Genomic DNA, 14060 nt, shown 5'->3' with positions numbered 1-14060 from the left:
AACGACAGCTCAACCCCACAAGGCCGGCGTTGCCGGATGGATACCTTCAGCGTCGAAACGCATACCGTGCTCACGATCCCGGGCCAACAGCAGCGGCCCGTCGAGATCGACCACCGCCGCACCTTGTGCCACTAGCAACGCTGGCGCCATCGACAGCGATGAGCCCACCATGCAGCCGACCATGATCTCGAAACCTCGCGCCAGAGCTTCCTGTTTGAGTGCCAGCGCCTCGGTCAATCCGCCAGTCTTGTCGAGCTTGATATTGACCATGTCATAGCGGCCAACCAAATTCGGCAGCGATGTGCGGTCATGACACGCTTCATCAGCGCAGACCGGTAGTGGTCGATCGATTTCCGCCAGCGGCGCGTCGTTCTCGGCCGGTAGCGGCTGCTCGACCATGTCGATGCCTAACTCCAGCAACACCGGTGCCAGACGTGCGTAGGTTTCACGGTTCCACCCTTCGTTGGCATCGACGACGATCCGCGCTTCGGGAGCACCTTCACGCACCGCTCGCAGGCGTTCGATATCGTCCTCGCCGCCCAGTTTCAGCTTGAGTAGCGGTCTGGCGGCGTGATGTCTGGCCTTCTCGCGCATGATATTGGGCGTATCCATTGACAACGTAAAAGCCGTGATCTGGGCCTTGGGAGCGTCGATTCCCGCAAGCTCCCAGACCGGCTTACCGGTTCGCTTGGCCTCAAGATCCCAGAACGCGCAGTCGAGCGCATTGCGAGCGGCTCCTGCCGGCAGCCGAGACTGCAGCTCAAGTCGATCCATGTCCGCCATCAATCCATCGCTCATCGACTCGATCTGTGCGATCACGCTGTCGACCGACTCGCCGTAATGCGCATAAGGGACGCATTCGCCGCGTCCGGTGTGGACGTCATCGCTCAATGTCGCCACGACAACTCGCGCGTCAATACGCGAGCCGCGAGAGATGGTGAACACTTCGGCCAGCGGGAAAACCTGTTCCTCGACGGTCAGCTTCAGCATGCCAGCACCGCTTTCGCCAGACGATCGGCGCCTTGCCGATAGGGATCAACACACGGCAATCCCAGTCGTGCCTCCAGCTCCTGTAGATAGCGATCCGCCTCATCGACTGGCATTCCCGAGGTATTGACCGAGACGCCAACAACCTGGCACTCGGGATTCACCACCTGCGCCAATGGCAGCGCGGTATCACGCAATGTCTCGAGCGTCGGCAACTGATAATGCGGCAACCCGCGCATATGCGTCCGGGTCGGCTCATGGCAAAGAATCAACGCATCCGGCTGACCGCCATGAATCAGCGCCATCGTGACCCCTGAATAGGAGGGATGGAACAAACTGCCCTGCCCTTCGATGATATCCCAGTGGTCGTCGTCGTTGTCCGGTGTCAGCCATTCGATCGAACCGGCCATAAAATCGGCGATGACGGCATCCAGAGGCACGCCCTCGCCGGTGATAAGAATGCCGGTCTGGCCGGTGGCGCGAAAACTCGACTTGGCGCCACGCTCGCGCAGGGAAATATCTAGCGCCAGCGTTGTGTACATTTTGCCGATCGAACAGTCGGTGCCGACGGCAAGACAGCGCTTGCCGCGACGCGGCTTGCCATCACCGATCGGATACTGGACTTGCGGTACGCGCACATCGAACAGCTGGCATCCGTATTTTTCGGCAGCCTCGACCAGCTCCGGTTCTTCACGCAGCAGATTGTGCAGGCCGGAGGTGATATCCATGCCAGCGGCCAGCGCCTCCTTGAGCACCGCGATCCAACTGCGGGAAATCACGCCACCTCGATTGGCGGCGCCAATTACCAGCGTCCTGACACCCTGCGCCACAGCGGCTTCGATATCGAGATCCGGCAGCTGCATATCCGCCTGGCAACCCGGCAGCCGGTATTGCCCCAACGCATACTCCGGACGCCAGTCTCGGATTCCCTGAGCAACCTTGGCGGATAGCGGATCGGGCACATCGCCCAGGAACAGCAGATAAGGGGTCTTGAGCATGTTGTATTATCTCTAATGAGTAGATATATCGACGGAGCCCTCTCCGTCATGACGATGCGCCGCGGCACGGCACGGCATAGTAGTCAGTCCGCTACATCATACTCTGCGGCAGCCATAGCGAAATCGCGGGAAATGCCAGTAGTAGTGCAAGTATGAATAGATCGCAGGCCACGAACGGCCAGACACCAGCAAAGACCTCGCTGACCCTAACCTCCTTGCCTGCGGCGCCGGCCAGAGCGAAGGCGTTAAGCCCGACGGGCGGCGTCACCCCTGCAATCTCACACATCTTCATGGCAATGATACAGAACCAGATCGGCTCGTAGCCTAACTCGACCACGATTGGAAACATGATCGGTAACGTCAATGCGAATGCCGCCGCAGGCACCACGACCATTCCCATCAGGAACCAGATAACCAGAATCAGCCCCAGAACCATCCATGCGGGCACGTCCCAGGAGGTCATGAAATTTGTGATCTCGAAGGGAATACGCGTCAGCCCGAGAAAACGACTGAAAAACAGTGCCGCTACGATGATGAAGAACAACGTAGTCGTAATCCCGGCCGACTCCCGAAGTGCCGTGCGCAGCTTATCGAGCGAGCGCAGTGGCCCGGTCGCCACGCCCAGAATGATCGCCCCCAGCGCCCCGACAGCGCCGGCTTCGGTCGCCGTAAACAGGCCGCCGTAAAGACCGCCGATGACCACACCGCCCAGCAGCAGAATCTGCCACAGATCGAGAATACCCCGCACACGATCCCGCAGCATGATCCGCTGCTCCTCCTCTAGCATCGGCGCCAATTCGGGATTGCGCTTGGCGCGCCAGACGATCGAGATAGCGTAGACCAGCGCGGTCAGCACGCCAGGCACGATGCCGGCGATGAAAAGCTGTCCTACCGGTACGCCGGTGAAGATCGAGAACAGAATAAACATGCCGCTGGGCGGGATCATCGCCGCGAACGAGCCCGCACAGGCGATGCTGCCCAGCGCGAAGCGTTTGTCATACTGATAACGGCGCATCTCTGGATAGGCAATGCGTCCAAACACGCTAGCAGTAGCCAGTGAGGAGCCGCATACGGTAGAGAACGCAGCGCTACCGAACGCTGTCGCTACCGCCAGCGATCCAGGTATCTTAGCCGTCGCGCGATGTAGCCCTTTGTAAGCTAGCTCGGCGAATCCGCTGGCCGCCGCTAGCGCGCCCATCAAGACGAATAAAGGCAACACAGTAAAGGTCGGCGAAGCGATCGCCGTGTACATGGTATCCCCCAATAGCGAAGCGGCGCTGAAAGGAGTCAAAAGCGTGGCGATTCCAATAAAAGCGACCAACAGGAAATTGATAGCCAAGGGAACGCCAAGCACGAGTAGTATCAGTAATACAGTGACACCGACGACGCCGACTAGCGTGAAGTCCATGATGACATCCGTAGCAGAAGAAAAATCAGAAACCCAGGAGGCGCAAGCTTCCCGACCTTCACGGCTTCTTGAATCGGAGTTGGGCCACCAGCTGGCGGCACAGCTGTAGTCCGTAAAGCGCCAGCGCGGCGAACATCACGAACTTGATTGGATAAACCAGAATCGGGCGGGGGCCAGCAATCGCTTGGCGACTCTCCCAGGCGCCGACTGCGTTGGCCCATACTGCCCAAGCTACGATGATCACCGTCACGAGCGAGATCAGCGTTATGAATCCCATCAACAGCCGCGCAGCGGTACCCCTCAGCTTGTCTGTCAGGAACTCGACGCGAATATGCGCATCACGCTCTTCGGCATGCGAAAGGCCGAGATACACCACCGCGATCATCGTGAACATAGCCAGTTCGGAGACCCCGTACAGAGGACGCGAAAAGCCCCGCGCCACTAAATCGACGACCATGAACAACACCACCACGATCAACAGCCACCCGCACAATTCCGCCAAGCTCTGATTGAGCCGGGTCAACAGACGCGATCTAAGTTGTCGGCCCCCGTGATGCTCGTGAGCATCGCCTTTCGACTTATCATTCATGAGTCGCTGGCCGACGAGCCTTCATCGATGATCGCCTTCATTTTTTCGATGATCTGCACGGGATTCTCGGCACCCGCATCCTCGGCGCTCTGTATCCAGGTCTGGCGATTGCTTTCTACAGCCGGTAACGAGACGAACTTCTCAATGTCGTCTGCAGAGGTGGCTGTCACCGTATAACCGGCATCTTCCTGCACCTTGACGATGCGATCGAACTCATTTTCATAGTATTCGCCAAAGGTCTTCTCTGCTTGGGTAGCCGCTTGCTCGAACCAGCCTTGCATCTCCGCAGGCATAGCATCCCACTTGCTCTGACTGACCGTCAGGATCATGGGTACCGCCAGCCACAAGCGGCGTGACGTCAGAATATTCGGCGCCACTTCATCCATGCCGGTGCGGTTGAGGCTATCGTAATTGGTGAAGACCCCATCGATAGCCCCCGACTGCAGTGACTGATAAGTATCGCTCCACGGCACCGATACTGGCGTTGCGCCTAGATCGCCGAGCAGATTAAGCATCCATTGGCTGGAGGCACGCACGCGCTTGCCACGGAAATCATCAAACGTCGTCACCGGTTCACGGAAGACCCCGGCATACGGCAGGTAAGGGTAGATATAGATGATGCGTTGCCCCTGGTTAGCAAATTCCTCGCTTAGCTCGGGTACCTGATCATAGACAGCATGATAGACCGACATGATATCCGTGTAACTCTCAGGTCCCTCGGGAAACAGCTGGAAAGCTCCGTTGAGCAGCAATCGGTTGGGGTAATAGTTGATATTGATATAGCCCATGTCGGCGACGCCATTGCTAACACCGCCGAGGATTTCATCGCCCTGCATGACCGATGCCCCCCAGTAAGGCACCACCTCGATCTCTCCGCTGGAAACCTCACCTAAGGCATCCAGAAAGCCTTGCTCGGCGGCGCCACGCAGGCCATTAGGTGCGGTGTTGGTGGCATACGTCAGCGTTTCCGCAGCGGCGGTGTTCATAGCCCCAGCACCTCCCAACGTAAGGGTGATGGCAATTGTGGACATCAGGCGGTGGTATTGCAGGTTCAGTAAAGGCATGGACTAACCTCTTAGTAGTTAAAGCCCGTTATTGAGCATAAGAAAATAGTCGGCGAAACAGTCAGCACCTGTCTCATACCTTTTCGTCGACGAGGCATAACCTGGCGTTAATGAGCGCTACTCGATGATCTCTTTGCGATGCAGTAAACGTCCTGCTCGATTGAGAACCTTTCCTTCGACCCAGGTTGGCTGCCCGTTGACCATCACCCAATCAATACCCATAGCTGGTGTGGTAGGCTCAACGAAGCTGGCACCCTCACGAACCGTGTTGAAATCGAACAGGGTCAGATCAGCAAAGGCCCCTTCGCGGATCACGCCGCGATCGGTGAGGCCGAAGCGCGCCGCCGACATTGAGGTCATCTTGCGAATCGCTTCCGGCAGCGCGAACAAGCCTTCGTCGCGACAATAGTGGCCTAATACTCGTGGGAAGCTCCCCCATAATCGCGGATGCGGGTTGGGATCACTCGGTAGGCCATCGGAACCGATCATGGTAAGCGGGTGCGCCAACACGCGACGCACATCGCTTTCGTCCATATTGTGGTAGATCGCGCCGGCCGGCATTAGCCGTGAGGCAGCATCCGTCAAACCCACGCCCCACTCGGCGGCGATCTCGCTCAGCAGCCGTCGATTTTGATCTGGATGCGGCTTCGACCAGGTAATCAGGATGTCGAACTCGTTGGAGACGCGCCACAGATCAAGAGTGGTCGAGCAAGCAGAGTAGGGATAACAATCACAGTTGCAAGGCTGCTCACGAGCCGCCGCCTCCAGCATCTCGATGGCGTGCTCGCTGTTGCCCCAGTTTTCGACATCGGCGCACTTCAGATGGGAAATGACCAACGGCACGCGGCCATGTCGAGCCGTTTCGAAAGCCTCATCCATCGCCTCGAACAACATCTCGCGTTCGTTGCGCATGTGGGTGGTATAGATCCCCCCCTCTTCACCGACGACCTCTACCAGCGCCTTGACCTCGCTGGTTGGCGCCTGACGCGCATTGGTATAGGCAAGGCCAGTACTCAAGCCGATTGCCCCACCCCGCAAGGCCAGCCGCAGGGCCTCGCGCATGGCCAAGATTTCATCTTTATTGGCGGGCCGATCGAAACGATCCATCACCCCCGCTCGCAGTGTGGTGTGACCAATTAATGCGGCCACGTTGACTGCCGGCGATGCTTCCTCGACCGCGTCGACAAAAGCGTCGAACGTCGGGAAGAAGGCATCTCTTTCGCCGAGCAAATTCATCGGATCCGGCACGTCGCCGATAATGTTGACCGGCGAGGCGCTGATCCCACAGTTACCAACGATTACAGTAGTGATGCCCTGGGTGATCTTGGGCAACATCTCCGGCTGGCGAATGGCACAACTGTCGTCATGAGTGTGAACATCGATGAAGCCGGGAGACAGATAACGCCCCTCCGCTTCGACGACATGTTCCGCCTGGGACGTATCAAGATCGCCGATCGCCACGATTCGTTCGCCAGTGACGCCGATATCGGCAACGAAGGGCTCAGCACCAGTGCCGTCGATAACGTTAGCCCGACGTATGATCACATCGAAAGTCATGAACCATCCTCCTGGAAGTCGCCGCTTTAATGCATGTTTCAGACAAATGCACCGCTCATTGTCTACCGCGTCTAGGCCGAGGCTTGGCTAACCCAATGGTCGTTGAAAGTCATTCGTCATAATGATTCAACGCTCAACGCCAGTCTGCGAAGTAATCCGTCCGTAGTGCTCTATACGGCGATGACGCGCGAAATCGAAGATGGTCTCTTTGCCGAACTGACACAGATCCATGTCACAGTGCGCAGTCACTAACTCGTCGCCCTCGCCTTGTGTCCGGGCCACCACAAAACCATCTGGATCAGCGATAATTGTGCCACCCATCAGCGGGAATCCATCTTCGATACCCGCCTTGGCCACGGCCACCGCCCAGGTAGCGTTCTGATAGGCACCGGCGGTCACAGAAAGCTCGGAGTGATAGAGGCGTTTCTCGGTTCCTTCACCGCGGTTCTGGGAATTGATCGACGGCGTGTTATAGCCAAGCATGACCAGCTCGACGCCCTGCAAACCCATCACGCGCCAGGTCTCCGGCCAGCGACGATCATTACAGATACACATTCCCATCAATGTGCCTTCGTTATCGAATGTCTCGAAACCTAAATCACCAGGTTCAAAGTAACGCTTCTCAAGATGCTGAAAATCTCGCCCGGTGTCATACTCGACATGACCCGGCAGATGAACCTTACGGTACTTGCCTACGATTTCACCCTGGCGATTGGTCAGAATCGAGGTATTAAAATGGCGTCCTTCTGGCGTTAACTCAGCGTAGCCAAACGAGATGGCAATACTATGTTCACGAGCGCGATTAAATAGTGGTTGAGTAGCCGCATTGGGCATTTCCCGCTCGAACCAGGTGTCGACTTCGGCCTGATCTTCCATATACCAGCGCGGGAAGAAGGTGGTCAGCGCCAATTCAGGATAAACCACCAGATTACATCCTTGTTCGGCAGCCTGATCCAGTAGCGCAATCATTCTTGCCACGACCACCTCACGGCTTTCGCTTTTCTGGATAGGGCCCATCTGAGCCGCACCGATTACCCATTCACGCATGTTCGTTTCCTTATCATTAAAGCATTTAAAAAAGCACAACAACGTCGCGTCGTACCCTAGCCACTGGCTCTATAGTTCAGACCTCTCGATCAGCGTTCATGCTTGCGTTCGAAACGACTGATCAGGCGCACCAGCGGCCAGAGCAGCAGCAGGTAAATCAATGCAGCCAGAACGATGGGCGATGAGTTATAGCTCATTGAGCGCGCCATATCTGCGCGATACATAAGCTCTCCAAGTGACACCACGCTGGCCAACGATGTCAGCTTAACCACCTCTACGGTGTTCGAAAGCAAGTCCGGCAGCACCTTACGTATCGCCTGCGGCAGAATCACCCAGAACATAGTCTGAACCTGTGTTAGTCCAGTAGAGCGAGCGCCTTCAAACTGTCCAGGAGAAATGGACTTCAGCCCTGCCCGGAAGACTTCGCTGTAGTAGGCCGAATTATTGAGTACGAACGCGATCACCACCGCTGCATAGGGCGACAATTTAACCCCTGCGAATGGCATTCCCGAGTAGACAAAGATCAACAGCACCAAGGGTGGCATGGCACGAAATAGGTCGACATACGCAATGGTCGGCCAACGTATCCAGCGGCGGGAGCTATCGGCAGCCATGGCCAGCAGCAATCCAGCCATGCCGCCCAAGACAATGACGACCACACAGATCTGCAAGGTGACCACTAGCCCTTTAAGCAGTAGTGGTAATGCCTGCCTCATCAGTTCAAGGTTGAAAAACTGGCTTGCTATAGCATCCATTTCAGCGCCTCCGCCAATTCATTCGGGATTCGAGCCAACGCCCTAAAATGACGAAAGGAAGAAACAGCAAGACATAAGCCAAGGCACCTAAAGACAGTGGCGTTGCGCTGCCAGAAAAGGATTGGGCGCTCGATGCTTGGTAGAGAATCTCCGGGACACCAATGATGGTTCCCAAAGCGGTCATTTTGGTAATGGCAATGGAGCGGTTGGTCAGCGAGGGCATCGCCATACGCATCGCCTGGGGAAGCACGATCCAGACCAGCACGGTAAGGCTGCGCATGCCACTGGCATGAGCCGCCTCCCACTGCCCGATATCCACGGCGCGAATTCCGGCCCAGAAAATCTCTTCGGCGAAGGCCGCCAAAACCAGACTTAGCACCAGAAACAGCACCATCCATGCCGAAAATGTGATCCCGATCCCAGGAAAGCCGAAGTAGAAAATAAGTATGACCACCAGCGGCGGCAATGCACGCCAGATGTCAGCAAAAGCCACGATAAACAGATTGAGAAGACGTATGCCAGCACTGCGCAAACACGCCAGCACTAGTCCGAGCAAAATACCACAGGTCACCACGGCAACGGATAGCCCCAGCGTCACCCACAGTCCGTCTAGGATCGCTGGCCAGTACTTTTTCATGATCACAGGATCGAAAAACACCTGCAGGAAATGCTGCAGTCCATCCATATGCATCCACTCCCGGATTAGGGAAATCCAGCCGGTGCCTGAGCGGGCCAATCACTACTTGCGCCGCTCCGGCATAGAGCCCGGCATTAGCTTAGATTGACTCGCTACGTTTTAGAGAGATGCTATCAATCACAGGAAAGGGCGTGATCGTCTTCGGCATAACCCGAAAATCCAGGCTGTCCGTAACCAGGGATCGGCGTCACCGCAGTAGCATCTTCGGCTGGCTCCACGCCAAACCACTTAGAGGATAACTCCGCCATGGTGCCATTAATTTTCAAGCACTCTAGGGCACGCTCAACTCGACCACGGGTTGCGGTGTCATCCTTGCGGAACGGAATTGCCCACACCAAGCCGGTATGCACCAAATAGGAAAGTTCAATTGCTGGATTCTGGCTCACTGCATAAGCCGAGACTGTATTCCCGGCCACGTTCGCCGCTGCGCGTCCAGCCATCACTGCTTGAATAGCATCGCTATTGGTACCGTAGCTTTCTACTTGCCAACCGTATTGTTCGGCATTCTCGCGTGCCCAGCTGTCGTATGCCGACCCCCTATTGACTGCGATCACCTCGCCTGTCAATTGATTAAGGTCGGTGATTTCCGGCGCCCCTTTCTTGATCACGAACTGAAAGTCTGTGTCCAGATAGCCTTCGCTGAACAGCAAATTATCGGCGCGCTCTTCGGTCACCGTAGTTGGCGCCATCAAGAAATCGTAGGTGCCTGCCTGCAACCCAGGAATCAACCCAGAAAACTGCGCGGCAGTAATCTGCATCTCTACGTCCATCAGCTCACCCAGCGCATTGGCGAGGTCGACGTTGAAACCTTGCACCTCACCGCCCATAGTCGGCATGGCATGTGGCGCGAAGGTGCCATCCAGTGCGACATGATAACTATCCGGCGTATCGGCATATGCTGGGGCTACACCGAGACTCAAAGCGATCAATGACAGTTTCAGACAGTTTTCAATACCGCCAGATAGCGGAGAAGGCAAAAATGAAGACATAAGTATTGCTCCTGGGTTAAAAGTGTCAGGTCGTTTATCTAGTGACGCCGCTCGACAAAAGCCCGTGTACGCTCTTGCAGTGGCGCTGCGAAGATTTGCTCGGGGGGGCCCTGCTCAACGATATGACCATCGGCCATGAACACCACACGGTCAGCCACGGCACGAGCAAACTCCATTTCATGGGTCACAACCAACATCGTCATACCGCTTTCGCCCAGTTCCCGCATGACTTCCAGTACGCTGCCGACCAATTCCGGATCCAGCGAACTCGTCGGTTCATCAAACAACACGATCATCGGGTTCAGGGCGATTGCACGCGCGATACCGACACGCTGCTGCTGGCCGCCGGAGAGCTGGTGCGGATAATGTCCGGCGCGTTCCACAAGCCCTACGCGGGTCAGCGCCTCAAGGGCCAGCGCTTCTGCCTGACGGCGGGGCATTTTCTTGACTAGCCGCAGTGCCAACGCCACATTGCCGAGCGCAGTGTAGTGGGGGTAGAGGTTGAACTGCTGGAAGACCATACCGACCTTCTGGCGCATCCGGTCGATGGATGTATTGCGATCCATCAAGTCAATACCGTCGATGATCACTTGACCGCCGCTAGGCTCCTCCAAGCGATTGCAACAGCGCAGCATGGTGCTTTTCCCTGACCCAGAAGGGCCGATCACACACACCAGTTCCCCAGGGCGCACACTCAGATCGATATTTTCCAGCACCAATTGCTGCCCAAACGATTTGCACAAACCGACTAATTCCAGAATCGGAAAGGGATTATGGATATGAACACCTGCCCCACCCGTTGTATCCAGCGTTATGGCTTCACTCATACTCCCCTCCCGCTCAAAGCGTCGTATCCACTAATTTGCGGATAAACGCCTCTGGATCCCGCGAAGCACGTGCTTTGGCTACCGGCTCAGGAAGGCCACAGGGCAAGAACTCTCCGCTGCCTCGGGCAGCCTTGAGCTCACCGCTGTCGATGACAACACGCCCACGGTTGATCACCGTATCCGGCCAGCCGGTAACCTTCATGCCCTCATAGGGGGTGTAATCGACATTGTCATGCAAAAGGTCGTTAGTGATTGTAATCTCGCGCTCTTCATCCCAAATTACGATATCAGCGTCGGCTCCCACCGCGATGCTCCCCTTACGCGGATATAACCCGTACGTACGTGCATGGTTGGTCGCGGTGAGTGCCACGAACTCATTGATCGTCAGACGCCCTTTCAGGTAGCCCTCACTGAACAATAGAGGCATGCGCACCTCAATACCTGGCAAGCCGTTGGCCATTTCTCGGAACCCCGTCTTCTCACCTTTTGGGAGCTTACCGGTTTCATCCCAGCGATATGGCGCATGATCCGAGGAGTAGAGCGATAGCGTGCCTTCTGTCAGCCCCTGCCACATGGCACGCTGACAACGTTCGTCACGGGGTGGAGGACTGCAACAGAACTTGGCCCCTTCGACGCCTGGTTTGTCGATATCGGCCGCGGTCAGGAAAAGATACTGAGGGCAGGTCTCAGCATAGAGCGCGGCGCCCTTCTGCTGGGCCTGACGGATACAATCCAAGGTTTCGGCTTCCGAGACATGCACGATCATAATCGGCGTTTCCAGGATCCGGGAGAGCGTCACCACCCGGTTGGTAGCCTCCGTCTCGGCGAGCCCGCTGTGTGCCACCGCATGGTATTTGGGCGCATTCAATCCACGTTCGACAAGGCGGTCACCCAGCCAGCGAATCACATCATTATTCTCGGCATGCACCATGACCAAGGCGCCTTCACGATCGGCCAGAGCTAGCACGTCGAGAATCTGATAATCGTCCAGTTTCATGCGCTCGTAGGTCATGAAAACTTTGATTGAGGTCACGCCTTGGCGTATGGCTCGCGGAAGATCTATCTTCAGAGCCTGTTCATCCAGATTGGTAACGATGACATGAAAGCCATAATCAATTACCGCCTTCTCATCGGCTCGCGCACTGTAATCCTCGAGCACCTCGCGTACGCTGTCGCCGCGATGTTGGGCCGCAAACGGCATGATGGTAGTGTTGCCACCAAACGCCGCGGAAACAGTAGCCGAATAGAAGTCATCGGCACACATCAGGCCCATTCCCGATAACTGCTCCACGTGGCAATGACTGTCGATGCCTCCGGGCAGCACCCAGCGTCCACGCGCATCGATATCACGTTTGCCAGTGGGCAGACCGGCAGCAATCGCCGCAATTTTGCCGTCAATGACACCGAGGTCGGCCTCGAAGGTCTCGGTTGCCGTCGCTACCTTGCCATTGCGGACTACCAGGTCGAAGGCTCGATTCAGATGAGTTTGAGTGTTGATTGTTGTCATACTGGCTCCTGAGAGAGAAGTACTGCCTAAATACCCGAGCGGTCTAATTCCATCTCTGAGTTGTGTTCTATCGGGACACCATTTCCGGTGCGTACGACTGTCGGTTCAGACCTCGATTCGCATGACTCAGTACTTCTAGGCCTGTCATCAGGGTCAGTAGCACGACACATCATCCGTAAGATTCATTCTGCGAGCCGGATGTGTTGATGTCGCATGCCTTTTTGTCTCCACCCCTTAACATAAGGTCAAGACCGTTACGGGCCGCACAAAATACCTGACATACCTAAAGCGTTTTATATGACATGAAAAAAGACGGTAGAATCGAGGAAATCACCCGGCGGATGACAGCAGATCCGCTAGTGATGGGAAAGTTGATCAGCATTTGATTGAAGCGGCGGGTGGGGCGGTCTACCCGCCCCCTTACATAGTAGGTCAATGCCTATCTCAGAGCCTCGCAGGCTTCACGAACACGTAGGCACGCTTCCAGTAGCCGTTCGGTATCCGAGGCAAACGACATTCGGAAATGGCCGGACAGGCCGAAGGCGCTGCCAGGCACCACCGCTACCCGAGCGGATTCGAGCAGATAACGGGCCAACGCCTGATCGTCCTTGATCCTTACTCCTCCCGGTGTCTTGCGTCCCAGCAGCGCTTCGCAATTTGGAAACAGATAGAACGCCCCCTCCGGCAGTCGACAGACCAGACCGTCAATCGCACTAATCGCACTGGCGCAGCGTATGCGACGTTCGGCAAAGACCGCATTGCGTGCCTTAATAACGTCAAGAGGCTGGGCCAACGCCGTGACCGCCGCTGCCTGGGAAACAGAGGCAGGGTTGGACGTCGTCTGCGATTGAATTACCGCCATGGCCTGGATCAATTCCGTCGGCCCGGCGCCGAAGCCGATCCGCCAGCCGGTCATGGCATGCCCTTTGGAGACACCATTGATGGTTAATGTGCGCGACTTCATCTGTGGCTCAATCTGGGCCAACGTACAGAACTCGAAGTCGTCGTAGACGAGATATTCGTAGATATCGTCGGTCAGCACGAAGATATCGGGGTGGCCCAGCAACACAGCCGCCAGTGCAGAGAGCTCATCTTGGGTATATCCGGCTCCGGTCGGATTTCCCGGTGAATTGAGGATCAATACGCGGGTGCGCGGCGTGATCGCGCCGACAAGCTGCACGGGGGACAGCTTGAATCCGCTCTCGGCAGGACATACCACCGCTACCGGCGTACCGCCGGTCAGGCGCACCATGTCAGGGTAGGAAACCCAGTGCGGCGCAGCAAAGATAACTTCATCGCCCGGATCAACCAGTGCCATCAGCGCATTGAAGATCACCTGCTTGCCACCAGCCCCGACGCTGATTTCATCGGTTCGGTACTCAAGGTCGTTGTCACGACGGAATTTCTCGACGATCGCTTGCTTGAGCGCTGGCGTGCCGTCGACATGAGTGTAGCGGGTCTCACCAGCATCCAGCGCCGCCTTGGCAGCTTCGCGGATGACGGGCGGCGTATCGAAATCAGGCTCGCCCTGAGAAAGAGAGATCACATCAACCCCTTCAGCCCGCATTTTGGCGGCGCGACCACTGATTTCGATGGAGGCGGAGGGCTGAACTATGGACAAACGTTGGGCCAATC

At 56.6% G+C, this 14060-nt stretch carries 13 protein-coding genes; all 13 read right to left on the bottom strand.

Going from position 1 to position 14060, the window contains the following annotated elements:
* Positions 1-9: 9 nt before the first annotated feature.
* The 13 genes from dgcA to ACT3UM_RS01170 all read right to left on the bottom strand — a co-directional run bounded on the left by dgcA (position 10) and on the right by ACT3UM_RS01170 (position 14046).
* Entirely contained in the window at positions 10-990 is a 981-nt protein-coding gene (dgcA, locus tag ACT3UM_RS01230; protein ID WP_498895384.1) for an N-acetyl-D-Glu racemase DgcA, read from the bottom strand.
* Positions 984-1985 carry an N-acetyltransferase DgcN gene (gene dgcN / locus ACT3UM_RS01225; protein WP_498895382.1) on the bottom strand — a complete coding sequence of 334 codons (1002 nt, stop codon included), beginning with the start codon at positions 1983-1985 and terminating at the stop codon, positions 984-986. The genes dgcA and dgcN overlap by 7 nt, the downstream gene beginning before the upstream one ends.
* A gap of 91 nt (positions 1986-2076) precedes the next feature.
* Complete coding sequence (locus ACT3UM_RS01220) at positions 2077-3393, bottom strand: TRAP transporter large permease (protein WP_498895379.1); 1317 nt, start codon at positions 3391-3393, stop codon at positions 2077-2079.
* 58 nt (positions 3394-3451) lie between these two features.
* Positions 3452-3916 (bottom strand): TRAP transporter small permease subunit, encoded by a 465-nt coding sequence (locus tag ACT3UM_RS01215; protein ID WP_498895377.1) that lies wholly within the window; start codon positions 3914-3916, stop codon positions 3452-3454.
* A 62-nt stretch (positions 3917-3978) separates the two neighbouring features.
* A complete protein-coding gene (locus tag ACT3UM_RS01210) occupies positions 3979-5046 on the bottom strand; it encodes a TRAP transporter substrate-binding protein (protein ID WP_498895375.1) in 1068 nt (355 codons plus the stop codon).
* Between the two features lie 117 nt (positions 5047-5163).
* Positions 5164-6603, bottom strand: coding sequence for an N-acyl-D-amino-acid deacylase family protein (locus ACT3UM_RS01205; RefSeq protein ID WP_498895373.1), 1440 nt, complete (start codon positions 6601-6603; stop codon positions 5164-5166).
* Positions 6604-6729: 126 nt separating this feature from the next.
* Entirely contained in the window at positions 6730-7650 is a 921-nt protein-coding gene (locus ACT3UM_RS01200) for an N-carbamoyl-D-amino-acid hydrolase (protein WP_498895371.1), read from the bottom strand.
* Between the two features lie 89 nt (positions 7651-7739).
* A complete protein-coding gene (locus ACT3UM_RS01195; protein WP_498895369.1) occupies positions 7740-8405 on the bottom strand; it encodes an amino acid ABC transporter permease in 666 nt (221 codons plus the stop codon).
* 1 nt (position 8406) lies between these two features.
* The gene (locus ACT3UM_RS01190) at positions 8407-9090 is read right to left on the bottom strand and encodes an amino acid ABC transporter permease (protein WP_498895367.1); all 684 of its coding nucleotides are present in this window, start codon (positions 9088-9090) and stop codon (positions 8407-8409) included.
* Between the two features lie 125 nt (positions 9091-9215).
* Complete coding sequence (locus ACT3UM_RS01185) at positions 9216-10091, bottom strand: transporter substrate-binding domain-containing protein (RefSeq protein WP_498895365.1); 876 nt, start codon at positions 10089-10091, stop codon at positions 9216-9218.
* Positions 10092-10129: 38 nt separating this feature from the next.
* Positions 10130-10918 carry an amino acid ABC transporter ATP-binding protein gene (locus ACT3UM_RS01180; protein WP_498895363.1) on the bottom strand — a complete coding sequence of 263 codons (789 nt, stop codon included), beginning with the start codon at positions 10916-10918 and terminating at the stop codon, positions 10130-10132.
* Between the two features lie 13 nt (positions 10919-10931).
* Positions 10932-12425, bottom strand: coding sequence for a dihydropyrimidinase (gene hydA, locus ACT3UM_RS01175; RefSeq protein WP_498895361.1), 1494 nt, complete (start codon positions 12423-12425; stop codon positions 10932-10934).
* A 439-nt stretch (positions 12426-12864) separates the two neighbouring features.
* The gene (locus ACT3UM_RS01170; RefSeq protein ID WP_498895359.1) at positions 12865-14046 is read right to left on the bottom strand and encodes a pyridoxal phosphate-dependent aminotransferase; all 1182 of its coding nucleotides are present in this window, start codon (positions 14044-14046) and stop codon (positions 12865-12867) included.
* Positions 14047-14060: the final 14 nt, after the last annotated feature.

It is taken from the genome of Halomonas sp. AOP13-D3-9 (genome assembly GCF_052379125.1).
GTDB lineage: Bacteria > Pseudomonadota > Gammaproteobacteria > Pseudomonadales > Halomonadaceae > Vreelandella.
The sequence above is the reverse complement of the archived record's forward strand: the minus strand, read 5'-3'. Positions and strand labels throughout refer to the sequence as shown.

Excerpts from the sequence above, each read along its gene's own strand:
- ACT3UM_RS01190 (WP_498895367.1), bottom strand. The coding sequence starts at position 9,090 with ATGGATGGACTGCAGCATTTCCTGCAGGTGTTTTTCGATCCTGTGATC.
- ACT3UM_RS01180 (WP_498895363.1), bottom strand. The coding sequence starts at position 10,918 with ATGAGTGAAGCCATAACGCTGGATACAACGGGTGGGGCAGGTGTTCAT.
- dgcA (WP_498895384.1), bottom strand. The coding sequence starts at position 990 with ATGCTGAAGCTGACCGTCGAGGAACAGGTTTTCCCGCTGGCCGAAGTG.
- ACT3UM_RS01205 (WP_498895373.1), bottom strand. The coding sequence starts at position 6,603 with ATGACTTTCGATGTGATCATACGTCGGGCTAACGTTATCGACGGCACT.
- dgcN (WP_498895382.1), bottom strand. The coding sequence starts at position 1,985 with ATGCTCAAGACCCCTTATCTGCTGTTCCTGGGCGATGTGCCCGATCCG.
- ACT3UM_RS01195 (WP_498895369.1), bottom strand. The coding sequence starts at position 8,405 with ATGGATGCTATAGCAAGCCAGTTTTTCAACCTTGAACTGATGAGGCAG.
- ACT3UM_RS01200 (WP_498895371.1), bottom strand. The coding sequence starts at position 7,650 with ATGCGTGAATGGGTAATCGGTGCGGCTCAGATGGGCCCTATCCAGAAA.
- hydA (WP_498895361.1), bottom strand. The coding sequence starts at position 12,425 with ATGACAACAATCAACACTCAAACTCATCTGAATCGAGCCTTCGACCTG.
- ACT3UM_RS01210 (WP_498895375.1), bottom strand. The coding sequence starts at position 5,046 with ATGCCTTTACTGAACCTGCAATACCACCGCCTGATGTCCACAATTGCC.
- ACT3UM_RS01220 (WP_498895379.1), bottom strand. The coding sequence starts at position 3,393 with ATGGACTTCACGCTAGTCGGCGTCGTCGGTGTCACTGTATTACTGATA.
- ACT3UM_RS01185 (WP_498895365.1), bottom strand. The coding sequence starts at position 10,091 with ATGTCTTCATTTTTGCCTTCTCCGCTATCTGGCGGTATTGAAAACTGT.